The following is a 1,628-nucleotide window of genomic DNA, read 5'->3' on the forward strand; positions in this document are numbered from 1 at the left end:
CGATCCGCACGCCGGCCACAGCATGCCGGTGTCACAGCCCAATTCAGGTCATACGGCGCAAGGTCATGAGCCTGGCATTCCCGACCCGCCGGTTGGCCCACCGCCCCCCGCCGCGCTCCACGGCCCTCCCAATGCAGCGGATGCCGTATTCGGGACCGGGGTGATGACCGATGCCCGAGGAATTTTGCGTCGCGAGCATGGCGACATCACCACTTACAACGTCCTGATCGATCAGATGGAGAGCCGCATCACAAAAGGCCGCGACGGCTACTTTATCAGTGCCCAAGGATGGTATGGCGGCGACATTGACCGGTTGTGGCTGAAAACAGAGATCGAATCGGATTTCAGAGAAAAGCCCGAGCAGGCTGAGGTCCAAGCGCTCTGGAGTCATGCGCTTGACCCTTGGTTTAACCTGCAAACCGGCATCCGCTATGATTTCGAGCCCAGCCCGGAACGTGCGCATCTGGTCGTCGGTATCCAAGGTCTGGCCCCTTACTGGTTCGAGGTCGATGGCGCGCTCTTTCTATCCGATAGGGGCGATCTTACAGCTCGTTTCGAGGCCGAATACGACCAGCGCATAACACAACGGCTGATCCTTCAACCTCGGGTCGAAGTCGACTTCGCGTTGCAGGACGTGCCAGAAATCGGTGTTGGTTCTGGCTTGTCAAAAGCGGAGGTCGGGCTCCGACTGCGCTACGAGATTGTCAAGGAATTCGCGCCTTACATCGGCGTGGAATATAATGAGACTTTCGGCGATACGGCTCGCTTCGAACGCGCGGCGGGCGGGGACGTTTCGCATCTGAGTTTCGTGGTTGGCATCCGGGCCTGGTTCTGAGGCTGGAGCGGGGGAGCCGGGAGGTTCCCCCTTGGCCATATGCTCTACCGGTCTTCAGCCGTGCCGCGCAAACACGCTCTGGCGACCACCGGTGGTGAAAGCTACGACCTCATAAGCGTCGCGTCGCCCGTCTGGCGTTTCCATCCCGGGTGAACCCGCGGGCATTCCAGGAACCGCCAATCCGATTATGTCAGACGGCTTCTCGCTCAGGAGCCGTAAAATGTCCGCCGCTGGCACATGTCCTTCGATGACATATCCAGCAGCCACTGTGGTGTGGCAAGACGCAAGCTCAAGCGGCACCCGCAGACGCGCTTTGACAGCGGCCATGTCCTCCGCATTGATCAGCCTGACCGTGAAGTCGCCTGTTGATTCGATCCGGTCGGCCCAAGCCGAACAACAGCCGCAGTTTGGATCCTTATGTACAAGGATCGGCACCGGTCCCGGCGCGGCTGCGCTGCACGCGCTGATCAACCCGCCCATCGCGGCGACAAGTCCCAACGCGCGTATACTGCCCACAAAGTGACGACGGCTCAAGAGCAGGCTATCCATTTAATCGTCCTTTCTAGAATGTTAAATATTTAGCGCCGCCAGACATGAACCAACCGCCCGCCCAACCCTGAAAAGCGGTAGCGATGGACACGATCTGAAGCGCCCTCAAGTGATGCGCGGGCTCCCGGCGGCCGGCCGGGTCGGATGCGGCCCCGAATAAAAGTGGCGCAGTCACGGTTGCAAGGTAATTGCTCACGGGGTTGGCAGAAAAGTATTGCGCGGAGGTCGATTGGCTGATTCACCC

The 1,628-nt window shown here is 59.9% G+C and carries 2 protein-coding genes; one reads left to right on the top strand and one right to left on the bottom strand.

Annotated elements, in window-relative coordinates; translation table 11 throughout:
• A partial coding sequence (locus IL54_RS19070) for a copper resistance protein B (RefSeq protein WP_037479546.1) occupies positions 1–835 on the top strand: 835 nt, incomplete at its 5' end.
• Positions 836–889: 54 nt separating this feature from the next.
• Here IL54_RS19070 and IL54_RS25505 read toward each other — a convergent pair.
• Positions 890–1,384 carry a DUF411 domain-containing protein gene (locus IL54_RS25505; RefSeq protein ID WP_037479549.1) on the bottom strand — a complete coding sequence of 165 codons (495 nt, stop codon included), beginning with the start codon at positions 1,382–1,384 and terminating at the stop codon, positions 890–892.
• Between the last annotated feature and the right edge of the window lie 244 nt (positions 1,385–1,628).

The organism is Sphingobium sp. ba1, from assembly GCF_000743655.1.
Taxonomy (GTDB): Bacteria; Pseudomonadota; Alphaproteobacteria; order Sphingomonadales; family Sphingomonadaceae; genus Sphingobium.